This is a genomic window from Rhodococcus sp. NPDC059968, from assembly GCF_042738615.1.
In the GTDB taxonomy this organism is placed as follows: Bacteria; Actinomycetota; Actinomycetes; order Mycobacteriales; family Mycobacteriaceae; genus Rhodococcus_F.
The window spans coordinates 69360-90507 of sequence record NZ_JBHWUE010000033.1 but is presented as its reverse complement, the minus strand read 5'-3'; the positions used below and the strand labels follow the sequence as shown (position 1 = coordinate 90507).

General features: G+C 64.4%; 17 protein-coding genes and 1 pseudogene. 9 read left to right on the top strand and 9 right to left on the bottom strand.

Annotated features, from left to right (window positions below):
- Positions 1-236: 236 nt before the first annotated feature.
- The 5 genes from ACFWAY_RS25005 (at position 237) to ACFWAY_RS24985 (ending at position 7464) form a co-directional block, all read left to right on the top strand.
- Positions 237-2348: a hydantoinase/oxoprolinase family protein gene (locus ACFWAY_RS25005; protein ID WP_378512530.1), complete on the top strand. Its 2112-nt coding sequence runs from the start codon at positions 237-239 to the stop codon at positions 2346-2348.
- A 24-nt stretch (positions 2349-2372) separates the two neighbouring features.
- Entirely contained in the window at positions 2373-4025 is a 1653-nt protein-coding gene (locus ACFWAY_RS25000) for a hydantoinase B/oxoprolinase family protein (protein WP_378512529.1), read from the top strand.
- A 295-nt stretch (positions 4026-4320) separates the two neighbouring features.
- The gene (locus ACFWAY_RS24995) at positions 4321-5742 is read left to right on the top strand and encodes an MFS transporter (RefSeq protein WP_378512528.1); all 1422 of its coding nucleotides are present in this window, start codon (positions 4321-4323) and stop codon (positions 5740-5742) included.
- 481 nt (positions 5743-6223) lie between these two features.
- Positions 6224-6661, top strand: coding sequence for a transposase (locus tag ACFWAY_RS24990; RefSeq protein WP_378512527.1), 438 nt, complete (start codon positions 6224-6226; stop codon positions 6659-6661).
- Between the two features lie 32 nt (positions 6662-6693).
- Entirely contained in the window at positions 6694-7464 is a 771-nt protein-coding gene (locus ACFWAY_RS24985; protein ID WP_378512526.1) for a transposase, read from the top strand.
- Here the strand turns inward: ACFWAY_RS24985 and ACFWAY_RS24980 are convergent.
- The 3 genes from ACFWAY_RS24980 to ACFWAY_RS24970 are packed head-to-tail and all read right to left on the bottom strand — an operon-like array spanning position 7446 to position 10233.
- A complete protein-coding gene (locus ACFWAY_RS24980) occupies positions 7446-8435 on the bottom strand; it encodes a tyrosine-type recombinase/integrase (protein ID WP_378512525.1) in 990 nt (329 codons plus the stop codon). The two genes, ACFWAY_RS24985 and ACFWAY_RS24980, sit on opposite strands and share 19 nt — an antisense overlap.
- Positions 8432-9355, bottom strand: a complete 924-nt coding sequence (locus ACFWAY_RS24975; protein ID WP_378512524.1) for a tyrosine-type recombinase/integrase — start codon at positions 9353-9355, stop codon at positions 8432-8434. The genes ACFWAY_RS24980 and ACFWAY_RS24975 overlap by 4 nt, the downstream gene beginning before the upstream one ends.
- Positions 9352-10233 carry a tyrosine-type recombinase/integrase gene (locus ACFWAY_RS24970; protein ID WP_378512523.1) on the bottom strand — a complete coding sequence of 294 codons (882 nt, stop codon included), beginning with the start codon at positions 10231-10233 and terminating at the stop codon, positions 9352-9354. Before ACFWAY_RS24970 ends, ACFWAY_RS24975 begins: the two co-directional genes overlap by 4 nt.
- A gap of 661 nt (positions 10234-10894) precedes the next feature.
- Here ACFWAY_RS24970 and ACFWAY_RS24965 point away from each other — a divergent pair.
- The 3 genes from ACFWAY_RS24965 (at position 10895) to ACFWAY_RS24955 (ending at position 12374) form a co-directional block, all read left to right on the top strand.
- Positions 10895-11200, top strand: coding sequence for a transposase (locus tag ACFWAY_RS24965; RefSeq protein WP_378512522.1), 306 nt, complete (start codon positions 10895-10897; stop codon positions 11198-11200).
- Positions 11152-12096 (top strand): IS3 family transposase, encoded by a 945-nt coding sequence (locus ACFWAY_RS24960; RefSeq protein WP_378512542.1) that lies wholly within the window; start codon positions 11152-11154, stop codon positions 12094-12096. The genes ACFWAY_RS24965 and ACFWAY_RS24960 overlap by 49 nt, the downstream gene beginning before the upstream one ends.
- 80 nt (positions 12097-12176) lie before the next feature.
- The gene (locus tag ACFWAY_RS24955; RefSeq protein ID WP_378512521.1) at positions 12177-12374 is read left to right on the top strand and encodes a hypothetical protein; all 198 of its coding nucleotides are present in this window, start codon (positions 12177-12179) and stop codon (positions 12372-12374) included.
- 93 nt (positions 12375-12467) lie between these two features.
- Here ACFWAY_RS24955 and ACFWAY_RS24950 read toward each other — a convergent pair whose 3' ends face one another.
- Positions 12468-13547 carry an IS110 family transposase gene (locus ACFWAY_RS24950; protein ID WP_378512520.1) on the bottom strand — a complete coding sequence of 360 codons (1080 nt, stop codon included), beginning with the start codon at positions 13545-13547 and terminating at the stop codon, positions 12468-12470.
- Positions 13548-14294: 747 nt separating this feature from the next.
- Here ACFWAY_RS24950 and istA point away from each other — a divergent pair.
- Positions 14295-16052, top strand: a complete 1758-nt coding sequence (istA, locus tag ACFWAY_RS24945; protein ID WP_378512519.1) for an IS21 family transposase — start codon at positions 14295-14297, stop codon at positions 16050-16052.
- A 123-nt stretch (positions 16053-16175) separates the two neighbouring features.
- Here istA and ACFWAY_RS24940 read toward each other — a convergent pair.
- The 5 genes and pseudogenes from ACFWAY_RS24940 to aspS form a co-directional block, all read right to left on the bottom strand.
- Positions 16176-16496 (bottom strand): annotated as a pseudogene (locus tag ACFWAY_RS24940) (integrase core domain-containing protein); the annotation flags it as partial.
- A gap of 391 nt (positions 16497-16887) precedes the next feature.
- Positions 16888-17409 carry a phospholipase D-like domain-containing protein gene (locus ACFWAY_RS24935; protein ID WP_378512518.1) on the bottom strand — a complete coding sequence of 174 codons (522 nt, stop codon included), beginning with the start codon at positions 17407-17409 and terminating at the stop codon, positions 16888-16890.
- Entirely contained in the window at positions 17348-18127 is a 780-nt protein-coding gene (locus tag ACFWAY_RS24930) for a class I SAM-dependent methyltransferase (RefSeq protein WP_378512517.1), read from the bottom strand. Before ACFWAY_RS24930 ends, ACFWAY_RS24935 begins: the two co-directional genes overlap by 62 nt.
- A gap of 293 nt (positions 18128-18420) precedes the next feature.
- Entirely contained in the window at positions 18421-19347 is a 927-nt protein-coding gene (locus ACFWAY_RS24925; RefSeq protein ID WP_378512516.1) for an aminoglycoside phosphotransferase family protein, read from the bottom strand.
- Positions 19348-19560: 213 nt separating this feature from the next.
- The gene (gene aspS, locus ACFWAY_RS24920; protein WP_378512515.1) at positions 19561-20826 is read right to left on the bottom strand and encodes an aspartate--tRNA(Asn) ligase; all 1266 of its coding nucleotides are present in this window, start codon (positions 20824-20826) and stop codon (positions 19561-19563) included.
- Positions 20827-21148 lie beyond the last annotated feature (322 nt).

Genomic DNA, 21148 nt, shown 5'->3' with positions numbered 1-21148 from the left:
CGCTTCCCGACGCTCCGATGCGCCGCACGGACCGCAACCCGACCGGCTGCAAGACCACAGGGCCGATAGCGCAGCAAACCTTCGCGACCAAACCGTGGGCCGGCCACACTTCGGACTACTCATTTTCGGGGTCGGTTCGCACTCGCGTGAGCGGCGGTGGCCGTGTTCTACACCAATCGATCTGCGGCGGCGTGCAGATGCTGGCACACCGCGTGACAACTAAGGAGCCAAAGAGCATGACTGAGCGGAATCACACGAGCACGACCGATCTGAGCAACTGCCATATCGGGGTGGATGTCGGTGGGACCTTCACCGACGTCGTGCTCTTCGACCGAGACACGGGGAAGAGCTGGTCGTGGAAGGTGCCCTCCACACCCGGTGACTTCTCTGTCGGGGTGAGCAATGCCGTGGAGGCGATCCTGCGAGAGTCTCACCGAAAGGGTGATGACATCGTCCGCTTCGGACACGGGACTACAGTCGCCACCAACGCCGTGCTGGAACGGCGGGGCCCGCGTGTGGGATTGATTACGACACAGGGCTTTCGCGATGTCTTGGAAATCGGCCGGCAGGACCGCGAGGACGTTTTCGATCTTACCTATCGCCGTCCGGAGCCGTTGGTTCCACGCAGGTTGAGGATCGGTGTTCCCGAACGTGTGCTCGCCGATGGAACCAAGGCCACTCCGCTGGACGAGTCCGCTGTTCGCCAGGCGCTGACTGCACTGGTAGAACGGGGCGCCGAAGTCGTAGCAGTGACGTTGCTCCACTCCTATGTGAACGACGAACACGAACGAGCGGTAGCTGGTATCGCCAAAGACGCTTTCCCGGATCTCCCTGTGGTCCTGTCATCGGAAGTTCGACCCGAATATCGCGAGTACGAACGGACCAGCACGACTGTGACGAATGCGTTCGTCATGCCGGTCATGCGCCGATACCTCGATGCGACACGTCGTCGCCTCACAGCACTCGGCGTACGAGTTGCCCCGAGTGTGATGCAGTCCAACGGCGGTGTGCTCTCGATCGAGGCGGCGGGGCGCTTGGCGGCCTCGACCCTGTTGTCAGGGCCGGCCGCAGGCGTGGTGGGAGCTGTCGCGGTGGCCGGTGCCTCGGGATATGGCGACTTGATCACCTTCGACATGGGTGGAACGAGCTGTGATGTTGCGCTGGTGGTGGGTGGGCGTCCAACCGAGATCGTTGGGGGAACGGTGGGCGACTTCCCGGTTCACCTGCCGATGCTGGATATCCACACAGTTGGTGCCGGCGGAGGTTCGATCGCATCGGTCGAACGGGGCTCCCTGCGGGTGGGCCCAGAAAGCGCCGGCGCGGATCCAGGCCCCGTTTGCTACGGCAAGGGCGGCACTCGGCCGACTGTGACCGACGCACACCGCGTACTGGGCACCTTCGTCGATGCACCCTTCCTGGGGCAGAACCGAGGCCTGGACGATGTCGAGGCACGCCGAGTGCTCGAACAAGACATCGCGCAACCTGCGGGCCTGAGTCTCGCTCAGGCGGCGCACGGCGTCATTGCAGTTGCCAACGACCACATGCGACATGCCATCCGTTCGGTGTCGGTGCAGCGTGGGCACGACGCGCGGAAATTCACCCTGGTCGCCTACGGCGGCGCCGGACCGTTGCACGCTGCCCAGGTTGCCCGGCTGCTGGGCATCAAGACGGTCGTGATCCCGCTGGATGCAGGCACGCTGTGTGCCCGGGGACTGCTGCACGCGGACGTTCGCCGCGATGACGTGCGGACCATCCTGACCCCGCTGGACACTCTCGATCCTCACCTCGCTGCAGCGCAGTTCCGCGAACTGGAGACGCGCAGTGAGGAAGCGCTGCGCGCTCAAGGTGTCCAGCCGCAGGACGTGCGAACCATCCGCAGTGTCGACATGCGCTACCACGGCCAAGCCTTCGAACTCGAGGTCGACGTCCCCAAGGACACGGTGATGGCCGTACCGCTCCAAGAAGACGAAGGTTTCGACGCTCAGTCTCTGGTCGAGCGGTTCCACCAGGCACATGAGGCCGCCTACGGCCACTCGAGGCCGGGCGCACCGGTCGAGGTCGTGAACCTGCGGGTGAAGGCCATGGGTGTGCTGCCGAAGCCCGCCCTCGCAGCGAACCCAGACCGTCGGCCTTCGATGGACACGTCGGAGTCGGCCACACGCCCGCTGCTGCTCCCCGACGGCAGCTCGGTCACGATGAGTATCTACAGCCGAGGCTGCCTTCCCGCAGGTATACGCGTGGCCGGGCCGTGCGTGATCGAGCAGCCCGACGCAACGGTTTTCGTCCCTGAGGGCGACACCGCATCAGTCGACCCGGTCGGCAACCTGGTCATCGAAGTGGCTTCCTAATTCCCCCGACAGACAGGTACAACAATGCTTGACGCAATCACACAGGAGATCATCAACAACTCGCTCGATGCCGCCAGCGCTGAGATGGGACGTGTCCTCCAGCGCGCCGCATACTCGACGATCATCCGCGAGGAGCGAGACTTCTCTTGTTCCATCTTCACCCGCTCGGGTCGGCTGGTATCGCAAGCGGCTCATATCCCCATTCAGATGGGCTCGATGGATATGGCTCTGAAAACCGCTCTCCGCACCTTCGAGGGCCGATTGGCGGCTGGCGACGCTGTTCTCGTCAACGACCCTTATAGCGGCGCTCAACACACGCCCGACATCCTGCTATTCAGCCCGGTCGTGGTCGAAGGAGACGTTGTCGCCTACGTGGGCTCCGTTGCTCACCACATCGACGTGGGTGGGCGCGTCGCCGGTAGCGTGGCGGGAGACAACCGGAACATCTTCCAAGAGGGCCTGCGTATCCCTCCGGTCGTTGCATATCGGAACGGGGTCATGGACGAAACGTTCGCCAGCATATTTGCTGCGAACGTACGCCTGCCGGAAGTCACCTTCGGTGACCTGCAGGCACAGTTGTCGGCGAATACGCTCGGCGTTTCCAGAGTCCACAGCATCGTGAGCGAACACGGCACCTCATATGTGCTGACTTCCATGGAGCGGTCGATCGAGTCCACGGAGCAAGAATTCCGAAGGAGAATCGCCGAACTGCCCGACGCACGTGGCACCGGCTCGGACTTCGTCGAGGACGACGGACTGGGCAACGGTCCCCTGACCGTCAAGGTCGCAGTCGAGATCACCGGCGATGAGCTGGTCGTGGACTTCACCGGCAGTTCCCCCCAAACCGAAGGCCCGATCAACTCAGTCCTCAGCGCAACGACCGCATCCGCGCTGTATGTCATCAGAGCGGTGTTCGGACCCGACCTGCCGGCCAACGACGGCCTGAACAGCGCGGTGAGAATCATCGCTTCGTCTGGAACCATCGTCAATCCGCTCTCGCCGACCGCGTGTGGCGGCCGAATGCAGACGTGTTACCGCATCGTCGACGCCCTACTACGGGCATGCGCCACCTTCACACCCGACCGCTACACGGCCGGCAGCTGCGGAAACATGACGATGAGCCTGCAGTTCGATCGCCGTGAGGGTCCCGCTCCCATCTTCTTCGAGGTAATGCCCGGCGCGCTGGGGGCGCGACCCCAGGACGACGGAATCGATGGAACCGACGTCCACATCTCAAACTGCATGAATGCCCCGATCGAAGCGCTCGAGGCCGAGTTCCCCATCGAATTCACCTCCTTCGAGTTCAGACCCGATTCCTGCGGCGCCGGCCGCTTCCAAGGCGGTCTGGGTCTACGGCGAAGCTTCCGGCTCCATGACCTCGGAGGAGAACTGATGATCCGGGGCGACCAGGTGGCATCTGGACCAGGAGGAGTAGACGGCGCCGCCGACGGACAACCCTGCTGGTTCGTGCTCAACCCTGGAACCGAACACGAGCGAGTCCTCCCGTCGAAAACCCTCGTGTCCCTCAAGCCAGGCGACGAATTTCTGCGCGAAACAGCCGGAGGCGGTGGCATCGGAAATGCGTGTGACCGGGACCCGGACCTCGTCACCAGAGATCTCGCCGACGAACGAATTAGCAAGCACTTCATCAAAACTCACTACCCCCAGACGACCTAGACCCATTCTGGTGCGGTCGGCGCTCAGACAAGCCCGGGCGCCGGCCGCACACACCCCAAAGATGGCCTTCCTCCCAACATTGACCAGTTTCGAGCGGCCAACACCAACCGCCGTACAGGCCAGTAGAAGTCCGCGGCACCCGATCCGTCGGAGCGCCAGCGGCCGTCATTCATCAGGGTGAGCAGCTCAATCTTCCTTCCGCTCATCCGCCCCCCTCGGCGTCACCGGGCCCGAAATACGGCCCCCTTCATGACAACCCACCCCTTATCCACCCATCTGCTCTTAGGAGAGCGCAATGGATATCGTCGACCCCCCGAGCAGCCCCCCGACCACGCGCCCCGCATCTGCGTCCGCCCGGCTCGAACGCCTGCCCCGCATCACCCGCTCTCACTGGGTGTGGATAACAATTCTCAGCTTCATCTACGCGTGCGATTGGGCCGATATATTCAGCTTGTCCTATGCGATACCCGCTATGCGCCAAACCTGGAACCTGTCGACCACGCAAATCGGTGCCTTGACCTCATGCGCCTTCGCGGGAATGGCGATTGGCGCCGTAGTCGGCGGCAGACTGTCCGACAGATTCGGCCGTCGCCCCACGCTGATCGCGGGAACGGTGGTCTTCTCAATCGCCTCCATCCTGTCCGCATTGTCACCCAACTACGAGGTGTTCGCCGTCCTCCGCACTCTGACCGGCGCGGGCCTGCAAGCCGTCGTCGGTGTCGTACTGATCTACGTCGCCGAGATGTTCCCCCGAATGTCACGCGGCCGATACATCTCCCTTGTCATCGGTCTAGGCTCCCTCGGCATGCCACCCATGGCCCTCGCCGCCCGCATCATCGTCCCCGCCGGCCCCGAGACCTGGCGCTGGGTGTTCGTCCTGGGCGGCATCGGACTCCTCGCCGTGATATTTGTACCGTTCCTGTTGCCGGAATCCGTACGCTGGGACGAAAGCAACGGAAAGACCTCCCGCGCCGACCAACTCGTGACAGCACTCGAACAGCAAGTCACCGCACACACCGGATCGCCGCTGCCAGCACCCGCACCTGCCGTACCAACTGCGCCACAACCGATGACCGACTTGTTCATCGACCCATACCGGCGGCGTACGGTGGTGCTCTGCGTTGCGATGATCTTCTTCCTCCTGGGCTACTACGGCTTCAACAATTGGGTACCCACCCTATTAGTCGACCGCGGACTCACCATTTCTGACGCCCTGACCGTCAGTACCGTCCTTTCCGCCTCACCGCTGGCTGCGACACTTCTCGCATTGCCGATCACCGACCGCTGGGAGCGAAAGCGGACCTGCATGGTGCTGTGCCTGCTCGCCGCAGCAGCAGTGACCACCTTCGCATACACCCACAACTACGCCATCCTCGTCGTTTCCGGATTCACAACCCAACTGTTCTTCGTCACCACCTTCCAGGTGCTGTACGCCTACCTACCCGAGAACTTCCCCACCACACTGCGCGGGTCCGGGGCGGGCCTCGCCAACGGCGTCGGCCGCGCCGCGGGAATCGCCAGTGGCTTCATCACGGCAGCAGTCGTCGCCATGCTGGGCTTCGCCGGCGCCTTCGGAGCAGCGGCCCTGTTCTCAACAGTTGCCGGGCTGGTCATCGGCGTCTTCGGCGCCAACACGCACAACCGCAACCTTGACGACATAGACGGACGCGAACGAGTAGCTGCCGAGAACAGCCCAACGATTCGCGCCGGGACCTGATATGTACGCGGGTTTGTCAAGGGCGCAGGGCGAGGCGGCGTCCAGGACCGTCGTCGTGGGCGCCGCCTCTGTGGGCCCGGTCGGATCTGGGGTGGTGGCGAGCGTGTCGGTTTCGACGCGTGGTCAACTCTGATATTCGCGGGTTGGGTACCGCAGGACGGTTGTTCGGCTGGAGTGGATCGCTGGTCTAACGTCGAGCGTGATCCCCAACGTACAGTTGAGGATTGCTCATAGGTCGTCTCGCGGATCACTCCCGGGCGCTGCCGTCACCACCGCATGATTCGTCCGGACGTTGTGGGGGTTCCCCGTTCCCGTTCCCCGGTCCTTGCCTCACCGGTCGTCGGCGACGAGGGGGCAAAGGTGGAGTCCCCGCAGCGCAGCGAGGAGAACCGACCTTGCCACCCCCTGTGTGTCAGGGTGAGTTGAGTCCAGTGGTTCACAGCAACCCCGCCTGCAGGGCGAGATACGGATCGACCCCACGATGACGATTTCCAGCACTGTGCCGATCGAGGACAATGGCGGGATGGACCCCACCCATCCCCGCGCCGGCGGCCCACACAAGCGGCGTACCTTCACCCCCGCCGAGAAACTCGCGCACCTGGCCGCCTACGAGCAGGCGTGCCAGGACGGGACCGGCGGCGGCGCGTACCTGCGTCGGGAAGGCCTGCATTCCTCGCTGATCAGCGAGTGGCGCAAACAACGCGACGCCGGGGTCCTCGAGGGCAGGAAACCGGGTGGCAAGATCGGCAAACTCACCGCCGAGCAAGCGGAGATCGCCCGCCTCCAACGCGAGCTCGACATCAAGACGAAGCGACTGGCCACCACCGAGGCCGCCCTGTCGATCATGGGAAAAGCTCACGCGCTCTTGGAGCAGATCTCCGAGAGCGCGGACACCGACGAGCAGCGGAAGCGGCGCTGAGGCTCGCCCATCACGAACTCACCGATGCCGGTGTGACAACAAGGGACGCCACCGCATTGACATCCGTTGTCCGATCCACCGCGGCACGGGCGAAGAGTGCCGTGTGCAACGCGCCAGCGTGGACCGAACCCACAACGAGACCCGAACCGGCGAACAAGCTCACCGACACCGAGCGCCGCGCCGTCCTCGACACCCTCAACTGCGACCGGTTCGTCGACCAGGCGCCGCTCGAGGTGTACGCCCAACTCCTCGACGACGGGACCTACCTGTGCTCGGTGTCCACGATGTACCGCATCCTGCGGGACAACGCGCAGGTCGTCGAGCGGCGACGCCAGGCCCGCCATCCCGCGCGCGCCCGCCCGGAACTGACCGCGACCGCACCCCGACAGGTCTACACCTGGGACATCACCAAGCTCGCCGGCCCGGTCAAGGGCACCTACTTCGACGCGTACATGATGATCGACATCTTCTCTCGGTACATCGTCGGAGCACATGTGCAAACCCACGAGTCCGGACTCCTCGCCGCGGAGATGATGACCGAAATCTTTGCAGTGCACGGGATCCCGAACGTCGTGCACGCCGATCGAGGTACCTCGATGACCAGCAAGACCGTCGCCACCCTGCTCGCCGACCTCGAGGTGACCCGGTCGCACTCGCGCCCGCGGGTCTCCAACGATAACCCGTTTTCGGATTATGCCGGGTGTGTGATTATGCCGAGCACGAACCCGTGTGAGCGGGTTCGTGCTGGTCGGAGACTGCCGCGGGCTGAACCGTTCGGCATAATTCAGAGTGTGTCGAGGTAGGCAAGCAGTGAGTCGGAAGGTCTGTAGCGGTTCGGAGTCACTTCTGGAGGTGTGGACCTGTCCAGGGCGCGTTGCTTGACCGCGAGGTCGGCGTGCATATAGATCTGTGTGGAGGCGATGCTTTCGTGCCCGAGCCACAGCGCGATCACCGAGATATCCACGCCTGCTTCGCGTAAGAACATCGCGGCGCTGTGGCGAAGGACGTGAGGGGTGATTCGTCTGGTCGCCAACGATGGGCAGTGAGATGCCGCGGCGGTGGCGTGTTTGTTCACCAGCCATTCAACGGCATCGGTGCTCAGCGGTGTGCCATGTCGGCTCGGGAACAGTGGGGAGTCGGGTTGGGCGTCATGTGCTTTCAACCACTCTCGCAGCGTGGTGACGGCGCCGGCGGTCAAAGGTGTGGATCGCTGTTTTCGGCCCTTGCCGCGACAACGAACGTGAGGCCCGGTTGTCAGCACCACGTCGTCGCGGCGCAGACCGGTGAGTTCGGCGACACGTAAACCGGTTTGGACTGCGACGGTGAGTAGCGCGTGGTCGCGTCGACCGATCCAGGTGTCTCGGTCGGGAACGGCGAGGATCGCCTCGGCCTCCTCTTTGGTGAGGAACGCAACGATTGCTCGATCAAACCGTTTTTGTGGGATCGCCAGGACACGCGAGATCAGATCGGCATGTTCGGGGTGCTCGAGCGCGGCGAACCTGAACAGCGAATGGATCGCGGCGAGGCGGGCGTTGCGGGTCCGTATGCTGTTGCCTCGCTCGTTTTCCAGATGGGTGAGGAACGCGCCGATCGTCGGGGCATCGAGGTCGGTGAAGTCGAAGCTCTCCGGAGCGAGCTTCTTTCTGTCGGCGATGAATCCGAGGAGCAGCCGGAACGTGTCACGGTAGGCGGCGATGGTTGCCGGGCTGACCTGCCGTTGGGTGAGAAGGCGGTCGGTGAAGAACTTCTGCAGGGTGGGTGCGAGGGGGCTCATGGCAGTTCTCCGAGGAAGTCTTCGAGGCGCCTTCCGATGATGGCGAAGAGTTCGGGTGCGGCTTCGAGATACCAGTACGTGGATGCGGGATCACTGTGCCCGAGAACAGCCGACAGCAGTGGTATTCGGGCATCGACGTCGGCGTGCTGTTGGTGCCAGTCGACCAGTTGGCGAACCGCGAAGGTATGACGGAGGTCGTGAATCCGGGGCCTGGGTCGTTGCCCGCGCCCGGTCAGCCCGGCCCTGTCGATCAGTGCGGGAAACGTCGCGTGTATCGAGTCCTTGTTCATCCGAGTGCCTCGGATCGAAACGAATACCGACGGTGACACGGGTTGCGGGAAGCAACGGTCGACACCCTCGAAATAGTGTTGCAGGGCACGAAAGGTCGTCTCGTGCAAAGGTATATTTCGGCCTCCTCGCTTGGCGTGCCGGACAATGAGCAGTAATCGCTTCTTGTCCAGGTCGTCGCGGTTGAGCGCGAGAGCTTCTCCCAGTCGTAGGCCGGTGACCGAAAGTAACCCGATGAACGTCTCGTAGGTCGCGGCACGCAGCGGCGGGTTCAGGGCCCGGGCAGCGGCCATCAGCGCCGCGATGTCGGCGGCGGAATACAAGTACGGCGCAACCCGCTGCTGGCGTGCCGGTAGCAGGTCCCGTGGCGGCACCTCGGTGTCCGGATCGATGGTGCGCAGGTATTCGGCGAAGCCGCGCACGATCCCCAGCCGTTGACGCCACCAGATCGACCCGGCGTTCACGGGCTGGATTGCCCATGCGACGGCCAGTTCGGTGCTGACATGCTCAGCGCCGTTGTGGTGCAGGTAGCCGACGAAGTCCGGCAACAACGATCCGGCATCGACGAGCGCGAAGCCCACACCGCGACGCATGGCGAGATAGGAGTCGACCGCGGCGGCAACGTCGGTCATAGCGCACCCGGCCAGGGGCGCGCCAACTCGCTCGTCAGCACAGGGTCGACAGTGGCATAGGACGCAGTGACCGCGACGGTGCGGTGCCGCATGACCTGTGCGATCTCGGGCCAGGACGCGCCGTTGCGCACCAGCTGGGTCGCGGTGCCGTGCCGGAGCCGATGCGCACCCATCGCGGGTAGCCCAACGCGACGGGACACCCGTGCCACCACGTCACCGACACCGTCGGGACTCATCGCGCCCTCTGGTGCTCTCACCTGAACGAACAACGCACGGCAACCCGGCGGGACCCGACGATGACCATCGTGCAGGTACCGCACGATCGCTTCACCGACGTCGATGGGCATCGGGAGAAGCTCGTGGCGGTGGCCCTTTCCTCGGATCGTGATTTCACCACGCCGCCAGTCGATGTCATCGACCCTCAACCCGGCCACCTCACCACGGCGCAGTCCCAGCCGCCATAGAACCGTCAAGATCGCACAGTCGCGTAACCCGACGTCGCGGCTGCAGTCGCAGCCCCCGAGCAGACGTGCGAAATCGTATTCGTCGAGTTCACATGGCACGGTGCGACGATGTCCGGCGAGCTTCGGCAGCGCCGCGGCGAGCGGTTGGGCGGTGACGCCTGTGACGTGGAGGAACCGCAGAAACGATGCCAACGCACTCACCGTCTTCTTCGACCACCCGATACTCGAGCGTGCGGAGAACGCCACAATATATGCGGTGACCTCGGCTGCCGACAGCTCCTCCAACCGGAGAGCTTGCTTTCTGCAGAAGCTCTCGGCGACACGCAGGTTGACCGATATCGAACTCTCGACAAGACCACGCTCGCTGACCAAATAGCTGCGATACCGCTCGAGGATCTGTGAGACTGGATCCAACTGCGATGAGACCTCAGGCGGCACAACGCCGATCTCGCGCAAGTACGAGATCGGAACCGAAAAGTTCGCGACTGCCACCAATGTCGTTCTCCCCTCGGCCCGTCGGGCCGCGACCAACCGATCCACGCACGCGGCATCCAGATCGCCGGCGGCCAGACGATGGTCGCGTAACCAACGATCCAGTGCTGCGAGCTGCCGCAGCCTCCAGCGAACCGAGTCCGGCGCATAGCCCCTACCTTCAAGGTTCTCCCCAAACCCCTCCGCATACAACGAAAGTGGACCAGCATCGCCTACCGACTGTCGCATCTTCATCTCGGCCTCCTCTGAACGGAAAATCTGTACAGAGTAAGCATCAATCGGCTACGTGATTATGCCGAACGGTTCAGCCCGCGGCAGTCCTCCGACCAGCGCGAACCCGCTCACACGGGTTCATCCTCGGCATAATCACAGACCCGGCATAATCTGAATTATCTCGAATTCGCCATAACTCGGAATCGTTGTTCAAGACCCTCAAGTACGGACCGGCGTTCCCGGAACGCTTCGGATCCATCCATCATGCGCGAGAGTTCATCGATTCCTTCACCGATTGGTATATGGGGTTCCCCCCGAATAGTGGACACCGAGATAGCGGGACCTGAGGTCTCGCTGGAAGGATGTTCACATGTCCCGTTCCCGTCGGTCGTACACGACCGAATACAAGGTCGAGGCAGCCCATCGAGTCATCGATTCGGGCCGCACGATCGCCTCGGTCGCCCGCGACCTCGGCCTGAACGAATCGCTACTCGGGTCCTGGGTCGCCGACGAACGCCGCCGCGTCGACGCGGCCACCGCCCAGGGGCAAGCGCCCTTAAGTCCGGCCGAGCGAGACGAACTCACCCGACTGCGCAAGCAGGTCACCGAGCTGGAAAAGGACAACGCATTCTTGAAAAAAGCGTCGGCGTACTTTGCGGCACAACATCAGAAGTAGAGCGCTTCGAGCTGATGGCCATGGAGTGCGCCGACACCGAGATTACCCGTATGACGCGCCTGCTGAGTGTGTCGACCTCCGGATACTACGAACACCATAAACGTTCCACTGCAACCGAATTGACTCCACGACGGCAACGGCGAGCGGACCTTGCCGTCAAGATCGTCGACTTTCACCGTGCCTCCGATGGTGTGTACGGTGCCCCGCGGATCACTGCAGACCTGCGTGCCGCCGGCGAAGTTGTCACGGAGAAGACAGTGGCCAAGGTCATGACCGAGATCGGCCTCTCGGGGATCAGCCCCCGGACTTTCCACATGGCCACCACTGTCGTCGACCCGAACGCCTCGTTCCCGCCCGACCTGGTCCAGCGGAAGTTTGATCAGGGCCGGATCGACGCGGTGTGGACGTCCGACATCACCTATCTGACCTGCGGCGAAGGCGATATGTACCTGTGTGCGTTCAAGGATGAGCACTCGAAGAAGGCGCTCGGCTGGTGCGTCGATGACCATATGCGGACCGAGCTGGTCACCGATGCGCTCGAGCAGGCGGTCGCGGCTCGCGGCGGAAAATGCGAAGGAACCATTGTGCACTCCGACCGCGGCGTGCAATACACGGCCAACGCCATGGAATCCACCTGCACCCGGTATGGATTACGTCGTTCGATGGGCCGCACCGGGGTGTGTTGGGACAACGCTGGCGCCGAATCGCTATGGTCCACTTTCAAACACGAACACTACTACCGGCATACTTTCGCCACCAAATCGGAATTGGTTGCTGCCATTGACAAATGGATGGCATCCTATAATAGTTGTCGTCGGCACTCGTCGATCGGGATGCTCAGCCCGGATGACTACGAACGATCTCTGACTGTGTCCGGTTCGGACCAAGCCGCGTAACCAACTGTCCGCTGTTTGGGGGGAACCTCAATAACCACGACCATCGGCACACCGGGATCGGCCTGCACACCCCGGCCGATGTGCACTTCGGCCTGGCCACGCACAAGGCCACCGAACGGACCACGGTGCTCGCCCGGGCCCGCCTGGACCACCCCGAACGATTCGGTACACCGAGCATCACACCGAAGATCCTGGACCTGCCCACGGACGCCTGGATCAACAAACCCGCAACCGACGCCACCGCAGCCGAACCCGAAACGGATCAACCCGCCGCATAACTCCCACTGGACTCAAACACCTTGAAAAATACCGACCCGACGAGTCGACGACCACACTCGCAACCGGGGGATGCGGAACGGGGAACCGGCTTTTCAGGTATCCAGCACTGCCAGCGACCAACACCAGCCGGCGAGTTCGCGGGCGATCGCGGTGTTCGCGAGTGCGGGGCGTTTGTTACGGGCGTCGAACCCGGACCAGCGGGCGTGCAGGCGCTGGTTTGCTTGCTGTCCGCGGGCCCGGGCCGCAGGACTGGCCTGGTCCCAGCGGTGCCGCAGCTCCGCTCCGGGACGATACCGGGGTCGGTGGTGCCAGGCGGCCTCGATCAGCAGCCGCCGGGCGTGGCCGTTGCCGGTCTTGGTGATCGATCCCTGCGAGCGCGACGCACCGGAGGAGTGTTCGGTGGGCACAAGCCCGAGGTAGGCGCCGATCGAGCGTCCGGTCAGGCGCTGCCAGTCACCGATCTCGACGGCCAACCCGAACGCGGTCAGCGTCGAGACCCCACGCAGGCAGCCGAGCCGAGTCACCACCGGGGTGTAGTCACTGTCGGTGGCCATCGCCGCGATCGCCACATCCAGCCGATCCCGCCGGTCCACCGCCGCGAGCATGGTGTCGTAGGCGGTCTCGTACGCCAGCTGCAGAGCGGGTGCGTCGAAGTGCTGGGTGCGCAGCCAGGTGTCGTGCACCTTCGTCCACGCGCGGCCACCGTAGTAGACGATCCCCTGCCGCAGAAGCAACTTCGACACCCGATGCCGGGCCGCCATGAGATCCCGACGACAGTCCTCACGGGCACGCACCAGATCGCGGGCCGCCTCCTGCTCGACGCTCGGCACCGTCACTTCGACGATCTGCCCGAGGTGCAGCAGACGAGCCAGATGCCGCGCGTCACGGGCGTCGGTCTTGACCCGATCGCCGGGCGGGCGCTGCAGCTTCGACGGCGCCGCGACCAGACACTCGATGCCCGCCGCGGTCAGTGACCTGGCCAGCCCGAAGCCGGTCGGCCCGGCCTCGTAGGTCACCGCCACCGGAGCCGGTAGGGACCTGCTCCAGCCCACGATTTCGCCATGATCCGGTGTCAATCTTCGCTCGAACAGCTCACCGGTTTGCCCGTCGAGGCCGCAGGCGACCACCGATCGTGCGTGCACATCCAATCCAATGCTCGTACGCTGATTCATCGCTGGGGGCCTCCCACATCTTGTGGCTCTACCGGCCAGGACCCGTTTCCTGTCGGCAACCCACGTTCACATGTGCGTGGGGCCTCAGCCCAGCCCCTCATATCGTCTAAACCTGGATCCGTGTGTGTCACGAACGTTGAAAGGAGCTTGATGTAGGAAGAGCTTCTTGAAGCGGTGCTGCGTAAGAGATGAGGGTGTATGGCCCCTCGGAGCCGTCCTGCGGGGGAGGGCTTCAAGCCGCCCACTGCTGCGTTGGCTGAAGACCGTCGTGGTGAGCGATGTGGGAAAAGGCGCACATGATGCGTCAGGCAGGGATCGGGAAGACGAGCGTCACAGCCGTTGAAATGTCGTAACAGGTTCGGATGACATCAGAACCGGGGTATACGGATAGTCCCGGGATGAGTCTGGCGGGAGTCCCGCTTACTGGCCAGGCGGTGTCCGGCATACAGGCGACGTGAGCCCGATCTGCCGCTCTTGCGTGGAACGTGAGAAGGCGCGGACCGATACTGCCCACCTGGGTTGATGAGGGGGCGAGAGGGAGTGTCCCGAGCGGCTGAAACCGTGAGGGATCGAGTACCGATTGTCGCCTGCCATGAGCATGGGACCGGTCTGACTTGATTTCTGCCACCATCATGGGACCACTCGGATTGCCAGTTATGGGACCACCCCGGCGCGTCGCGCCGGAGTCCCGTCGGATGGCTCGTTTGATCGTCGTGTCGGTATCCCCGGTCACGAAGGCGGACGGGCATGGCTTTTCGGGAGGTCAACGTGAACGAAGTCAAGGAAGTGCTCCGCGTCTGGCTCGGGGTGCCCGGGTCCCGGCCACCGGGGTTACGCACGATCGCGGCGCACTGCGGGGTGGACCGCAAGACCGCGCGCCGGTACGTCGAGGCCGCGCAGGCGGCGGGGCTGCAGCGCACCGACGGGGCCTGGGCCCTCGACGATGGGCTGATCGGGGCGGTGATCGAGGCGGTGCGCCCGGCCCGCCCCAGTGGGCACGGGTCCGCCTGGGACCAGCTGTTGGGGTTCGAGGACCAGATCACCGCGTGGGTGGCCGGCGACGGGAACCATCCACCGCTGACGATCACCAAGATCGACACGCTGCTGGCCCGCCAGGGCTGTGTGGTCCCGTATCGGACGTTGCACCGATTCGCCACCGAGCGGTGCGGTTTCGGCCGCAGGGACACCACCGTCCGGGTGGTCGACGGCGATCCCGGCAGCGAATGCCAGATCGACTTCGGCTACCTGGGCTATCTGACCGACCCGGAGACCGGGCGGCGCCGCAAGGTGCACGCACTGATCTTCACCGCCGTGTACTCGCGGCACATGTTCGTGTGGCTGACGTACTCGCAGACCCTGGCGGCGGTGATCGCCGGCTGCGAGGCGGCGTGGACCTTCTTCGGCGGTGTCTTCAAGGTTCTCATCCCGGACAATCTCAAGCCGGTGGTGACTGAGGCGGACGCGGTCAATCCGCGGCTGTCGCAGGGCTGGTTGGACTACGCCCAGCACGCCGGGTTCGTCACCGACCCGGCCCGGATCCGGTCCCCGAAAGATAAACCTAGGGTCGAGCGCGCAGTTCAATATGTACGCGGGAACTACTGGGCTGGTGAGGAATTCGCGGATCTTGCCGAGGCGCAACAGCGTGCCGAAGCGTGGTGCCGTGACACCGCGGGGATGCGGACCCACGGCAGCACCGCCGCCCGCCCGCTCGAGGTGTTCGACGAGGACGAGGCACCGATGCTGCTGCCTGTTCCGCCGGTTTACGACGTGCCGATTTTCAAGCAGGTCAAGGTGCACCGAGAATTTCATGCCGAGGTCGCCAAGGCGTTGTATTCGATCCCGGGACAGTGGATCGGCTCGATCCTCGAGGTGCGGGCGGACAGTGCGCTGGTGAAGTTCTACGCCCGCGGAACCCTGGTGAAGGTGCATCCGCGCCAGCCCGCGGGTGGGCGCAGCACGGACCCGGAGGATCTGCCCACCGAGAAGGTCGGATACGCGATGCGGGATCTGGACCGGCTGATCGGCACCTGCGCCGGGCACGGCCGCGCCGTCGGGATCTACGCCGAAAGACTGCTCGACGATCCGCTGCCCTGGATCCGGATGCGGGCGGTCTACCGGCTGCTCGGGCTGGTCCGTCGCTACGGGCCCGGCCCGGTCGAAGCTGCGTGCAGCACGGCGTTGGATCTGGATGTGGTGTCGGTGAGCAAGATCGCCTCGATGCTCGAACGCGCCACCGAGACCACCACACCGCTGCTGCCGGCCGCCGGGTCGGCTGCACCGTCCCGCTTCACCCGCGACCCCGCCGAGTTCGCCACCGACAGGACCACCCCTGCCACCTCTGGGACCACCTCCGCCACGGAGAGGACCACCCCTGCCACTACCGGGACCGGCGTTGCCACCGAGAGGACCACCCCTGCCACTGCCGGGACCGGGGTTGCCACCGAGAGGACCGGGCATCTGACGGTGATCCTCGGCGGCAACGCCGACACGAAGGAGCCACGATGACCACCCCACCCGCACCCATTTCCGGCCCGGTCGATCCGATCGGCGCCGACCTGATCACCCTTCTCAAGGCCCTCAAGCTCGGCGCCCTCAAGGTGAACCATCCCGGGTCTCATGCACACACTGTCATTTGTGTGCGACCGGTTGATCGGCACGGTGTTCAGCGTAGTACTTGGCTTCGTACTCGGCCGGTGGGATCCGCCCGAGACGATGCATGAGCCGGCCGGTGTTGTACCAGTGCACCCACGCCGAGGTGGCCTCCTCGACGTCACCGATGGTGCGCAGCGGCCCCTTGCGGAACGGGGAATCGTCGGCGATGCACTCGGCCTTGTACAACCCGATCGTCGTCTCCGCCAGGGCATTATCGTAGGCGTCACCTACCGACCCGATCGACGGCCGAAGTCCTTGCAGGAACAGGGTTTCCCCGAATCGCAGAGCCGTATAGCGCCCGTCTCGGGTCCATCCGCATCCGTCGGGACCTCAATTGTCGGCGCCGCTCCACCCGCGATCTGGTTCGTCGCACATCGTGGATCGACGCGACGGAACGTATCTCGTGCCGACATCTAACGAGGGTGCGCCCTGCACAGCGTCGATGCGTACCGGCGGGGCTGGTGAGGGACTCCGACAAGCATCTTGCGATTGTCCGCCATGGAGGCACCGTGCGGCCCGGTATTCGTGTTGTGGGCGTACAACCATGGTCGACTCCCACGGCGCCACCGAAGTCCCCTGCACAATGCGTTGCAATCAAGGCCCGTTAGTTAGTTTAGGCCTGCCGGTCGACCAAGGGGGACTCCGTAATCAACCGCATCGACGAGGAGCACTTGCAGGGAGGCAACTGTCAGGTGGAGAACAGGACTCGGTCGCGGAATGCCTGCTTCTGGGGGTCATAGAAGCGGTCGAACCAGGCCTCGTCCGCGCCGCTGATCGCGGTGGGCTTTTGCAGGGTGATCACCTTGGGCGCGGTGGCGGTAGCGAGCCGGCGGGCGTTGGAGCCGAACGCGGCGCGCATCCGGTTGCGGAACTGGAGATGATCGAACACGCGCACGGCCTCGATCGCGTAGGCGGTTGCGACCTTTTGGTCCTCGATCATCAACAGGTGGTCACCATTGCCGGCCTCGCCGGAGGGCGAGAAGTTGCTCGAGCCGGTGAACACCTTGGCCGTCGGCAGGCTGAAGTCGGTGACGACGAACTTGTGGTGGACGTTGCGGCCCTTGCCGCCGGACCATTCACTCTTGAACGGTTCGGGAGCTTTCCTGGCAAGAAACGCGAAGTCGACGAGCCCGACGCTGCCATCAGGCTTACGCAGCTCGAGGTTCCCGCGTTTGTCGACGGTGCCGTAGCTGAAGATGGGCCGGTCCATCAGTCGGCGAAACGCCTCCACGGTCGGCCCCGGCCTTGAGCAGCGAGCCGATGATCTCCGATAGTGAGTGCGGCCATTCGTAGGTAGTGGCGTTGGTGAGGACCATGTTCGGGTCGGCGTACGTTGTGCCGTCGTCGTAGCGCAATGACGCCCCGGCGGCAAAGTACGGCTGCCGGAGCACCAACTCACCATCGGGGCGGTCGTAGTCGAGGGCATTGAGTGTCGGGTGCGAATCGCGAATGTAGAAGAGTCCACCCGGTCGCAGCAGTGCTGCGATCACTTGTGCCCATCGAGCGAGGTCGGGCAGCCACGGGAGGGCCCCGATTCCCGTGTACACGACATCGAACTGCTCGCCGAGGTGCTCGGCGGCATGGTCGACATCGCTCTCGACGAACCGTGCACAGAGCTTCGCCCGTCGGGCGATATCGGTGGCGGCCTCGATGGACTTGGGTGAGAAGTCGACCCCGGTCACGTTGGCGCCGAGGCGAGCCCAACTCAACGTGTCCAGCCCGATGTGGCATTGCAGGTGAACGAGTGTGAGTCCGGCTGGCGTTCGGTCGGGTAGGTGTGGGGTCATCGCGTCGAGATCCGCCCGGACGATGCTGGTCAGCCGAGTCGGGGTGTCGACGAATCCGTCCACGTCGTACGCGATGAGGTGGCCATCGACGCGTTCGTCCCAGTTGGCGCGATTCGCGCCGATCTGGCACTCGATATCCATCTGCATTCCTCCGACTCTTCGCCCTTGGTGACGCGCGGGAACCAAGCTGCGCAAGGTGTGCGCAGTCGTCCCGCCGAACGAGATGGTCGCGTGAAGGCTCCCCGATTAACGATCCGCTAGCGGAACCCACCTGTCCATCGGCGCGCTGTCGGGCCGGACTGTCCCGCTGGTGGTGCCTTCATCGGAGCCAGGTCGTCGGCACTCCATTCCAAGGAGTTTGCAACTGGTGCCGGAGCTAGGACACCGGCACCATTCGTTGTGCCTTCCGCCTCGCTCCGAGATGGGCGCGGGGCCTATGCGGGAGAGGGTCGGTCCAAGCTGGAGGTCAGAACACGATCGAGCGCCGCCCGGCCTGCGGGTCCCCATGTCAGCTTGCCGCCAGGAAGGCCTCGTTCCCCGTTCTGGCCCATATGGATGAGGAAAAGGCTTTTCAGGGCAGCCAATCCTCGGGCGCGCCGGATCGTCGCCTCGTCCGCCTGCGCGTACGCGTCGAAGAACCGTGATGCCGTTCCCGCGGGAAGGAGCAGCCACGCGGCCGCGAGGTCCCACGCCGGATCGCCGGCGAACATGTCGCCGAAATCGATCACGCCCGAGAGTGTCCCGTCCGAGACGACGACATTCGCGGGGTGGAGGTCTCCGTGCAGCCATACCGGCGGGCCCTCCCATTCGGGGGCAGCAGCAGCATCGTCCCAGACGTCCCGAATGTCGTGGACGTCGGCGGACATGCTTCCGGGGGCAACGGCTTGTAAGAACTTCTCGAAGCCGTCCGTGCACTTCTTGGGGTGAGCGCCGCGGTCCGAACTGGGCGGCGCCTCGGTGGGCGCCGCTACATGGAGCGCCGAGAGGAAGCGCGCGAGGCTGTCGGCCGCGTGGTCGCCGCGGCTGATCGAGGCGCAGTCGAGTGGCTCGCCGGGAACCCACGTCATGATGGTCCAGGGCCTCGGGAAGCGCGCGGACGGCTCACCGATCCGCACAGGGGTCGGAACCGAGAGCGGAAGGCGCGGGGCCAGGACGGGCAGCCACCGGCGCTCCTTGCGCTGGAGATCCGGGGTACGTTCCGTGCGCGGCATGCGCACGACCAACTCATTCCCAAGGCGCCACATGTGGTTGTCCCAGCCGCCCACTACCTTGCGGATGGCCAGCCCTGCAAGGTCCGGATGCTGGTCCTCGAGAAGATCGTCTACCAGCTCTGCCGTGATCTCGATCTCGGAGTCGGTCATCCCAAGCCTGCGTTCGTCGGGTCAACCACGAATGTCGTCATGGCAGGGACGCTAACACCGCCAACCGTCGCTCTCGTCGATCCGCTTGTGGAACGGATCGACGCCCGACGTTCGGACGATCCATCCCGGTCATCGTTCGCGAAGCGGGTAACCGATGGTTTATCGGCGCAGGGGACGCAGTGACCCGCACCATTTCTCTTGCTCAACAGCCTCTCAGGGGCGAATCCGATGGATATCCCGGGGGAAGAGGGTGGCGTATCGAATGTTGTCGGCTTCGAGGAGTCGGGAGACCCACCGTTCCAGGCCGATAGCGAACCCGCCGTGCGGGGGCATGCCACTTCCCATCGCTTCGAGGTACGGGGCGTAGGCGGCCGGGTCTTCGCTGCGGGCGGCCAACGCCGCAATGTAGTCGGCGTGGTTGTGTAGGCGTTGTCCGCCGGTGACGAGTTCGAGGCCGCGGAAGAGCAGGTCGAACGAGTTCGTCCACCGCGGGTCGTCGGGTTGGGGGTGGGTGTAGAAGGGGCGTTTGCCCGCTGGGTATCCCTCGACGGCGAGGAAGTCCGAGTCGAACTGCGTCTTCGCCCACTTGCCGAGGAGGCGTTCGTGTTCGGGCGCGAGGTCGGGCTCGTGCGGTGAGGCACCGACAAGGTCGAGGGCTTCGGAGAAGTGCAGGACCGGGATCTGTTCGGGCACGACCGGGAGGTCGATGCCCGCGGTGGCTGCTGCGTCGCCGGCGGTGTGGCGGATGGTGTCGATCATCGCGGCGAGGGTGCCGCGCAGCAGCGCCAGCACGTCGTGGTGATCGTTGATGAAGCCGAACTCGGCGTCGAGGGAGGTGTACTCGGCCAGGTGCCGGGCGGTGTCGTGTGGTTCGGCTCGGAACACCGGTCCCACTTCGTAGACGCGCTCGAACACCCCGGTGAGGATTTGTTTGTAGAGCTGGGGTGATTGCGCGAGGTAGGCGTCCTTCCCGAAGTAGTCCAGTGTGAACACGTTCGCCCCGGATTCGGTGGACTGGTCCACGATCTTCGGGGTGGCCACCTCGGTGAACCCGATGCTGTCGAGATGTCGGCGGAACCCGGTCATCGACGCGGCGGCGATCTTCCACACCGCCTGTCGGGTGGGGTGGCGCCAGGTGATCGCGGCGTGGTCGAGAACGGTGGGCAGGGTGGCGCTGAGTTTCGGTCGCCACAACTCGACCGGTTGAAGCTGTGCCGGAGCGCCCAATACGCTAATCGTCGGGTCGACGATCTCGACACCGCCGGGCGCTTTCGTGTTCTCGGCCACCGACCCGGTCACACGGACCACCGTTTCCTCCGGCAGTTCCGAGATCTGTTCTCGAACTATGGGATCGGTCACGACAACCTGCCCAAGCCCCGATCGATCGCGCACAACGACGAACGTGACGGATGCGAGTTGGCGGCGCCGATGAATCCATCCCTCAACGGTCACGGACTTGGCGGACTCAGACGTGTTCATCGCAGGTAGTGCTGAAACAAGAATGCGTGACATCAATTACACCTCCTGGTTGCGTCCCGGGAGGTGTGGGCGATCGGGTTCGTCGCGGTGCCACCACACCTTCGCAGCCTGAGTTGTCGGCTGCCTCTTGTTGGTCGGTTTTGTTGATCGGGGACCGGCCGATTCGGCTCGGAGGTCGTCACGCTCGTCTGTGCCGCACCATCGATGTTAGCGCGAGATACGAGCAATGACCGTCGAAGGGTCCCCGACGTTGCAAACACGGCGACCGACGAGGGGGGAAACGTGGGAAGGTTGTACGCATCGCTTGCGTAGTTGTGCGACT

Bases quoted from the DNA above. Each gene is read 5' to 3' on its own strand.
- aspS (WP_378512515.1), bottom strand. From the start codon at position 20,826: ATGAACACGTCTGAGTCCGCCAAGTCCGTGACCGTTGAGGGATGGATT.
- ACFWAY_RS24975 (WP_378512524.1), bottom strand. From the start codon at position 9,355: ATGACCGACGTTGCCGCCGCGGTCGACTCCTATCTCGCCATGCGTCGC.
- ACFWAY_RS25005 (WP_378512530.1), top strand. From the start codon at position 237: ATGACTGAGCGGAATCACACGAGCACGACCGATCTGAGCAACTGCCAT.
- ACFWAY_RS24930 (WP_378512517.1), bottom strand. From the start codon at position 18,127: ATGGATATCGAGTGCCAGATCGGCGCGAATCGCGCCAACTGGGACGAA.
- ACFWAY_RS25000 (WP_378512529.1), top strand. From the start codon at position 2,373: ATGCTTGACGCAATCACACAGGAGATCATCAACAACTCGCTCGATGCC.
- ACFWAY_RS24935 (WP_378512518.1), bottom strand. From the start codon at position 17,409: ATGGACCGGCCCATCTTCAGCTACGGCACCGTCGACAAACGCGGGAAC.
- ACFWAY_RS24950 (WP_378512520.1), bottom strand. From the start codon at position 13,547: ATGAATCAGCGTACGAGCATTGGATTGGATGTGCACGCACGATCGGTG.
- ACFWAY_RS24965 (WP_378512522.1), top strand. From the start codon at position 10,895: ATGTCCCGTTCCCGTCGGTCGTACACGACCGAATACAAGGTCGAGGCA.
- ACFWAY_RS24990 (WP_378512527.1), top strand. From the start codon at position 6,224: ATGACGATTTCCAGCACTGTGCCGATCGAGGACAATGGCGGGATGGAC.
- ACFWAY_RS24980 (WP_378512525.1), bottom strand. From the start codon at position 8,435: ATGAGCCCCCTCGCACCCACCCTGCAGAAGTTCTTCACCGACCGCCTT.
- ACFWAY_RS24925 (WP_378512516.1), bottom strand. From the start codon at position 19,347: ATGACCGACTCCGAGATCGAGATCACGGCAGAGCTGGTAGACGATCTT.
- istA (WP_378512519.1), top strand. From the start codon at position 14,295: ATGGCTTTTCGGGAGGTCAACGTGAACGAAGTCAAGGAAGTGCTCCGC.
- ACFWAY_RS24995 (WP_378512528.1), top strand. From the start codon at position 4,321: ATGGATATCGTCGACCCCCCGAGCAGCCCCCCGACCACGCGCCCCGCA.